We start from the raw sequence: 325 nt of genomic DNA on the forward strand, positions 1-325 counted from the left end.
GATCGAGGTGCTTTGCCTTCGCAAGCTGGTCGAGCAGTTCTTCCGACGGCTTGGGCGGCGGCACCGCAGCGTCCTGCTCTTTCTGCCACTGGAACGTGCCGTCCCATGCCGGCAGCTTGGCGGGCGGCAGCGGAACGATCTTGTCGATGTCCGGGACTTTGGGGTTGCGACCGTCGTTGCGATCGAAGAACTTCCAGATCAACTCGTACCGACGGGATCGCTCCGGATCATCGGGTAACGCGAGGTAATACAATCCGTTTGTCTCAGGAGGCGCTCCAAATCCCTCCTCAAGCGTCAAGGCAGCAAGCCGATCCCCCCCTGCCAC

Annotated in this window: 1 protein-coding gene; it reads right to left on the reverse strand. The window is 61.5% G+C overall.

Annotation, left to right across the window (positions count from 1 at the left end):
• Nucleotides 1-325 (reverse strand): DUF6396 domain-containing protein (locus tag ACYP33_RS14415; RefSeq protein WP_459622488.1); only part of this gene is annotated, 325 nt, incomplete at both ends.

This window comes from Burkholderia sp. 3C, from assembly GCF_054589155.1.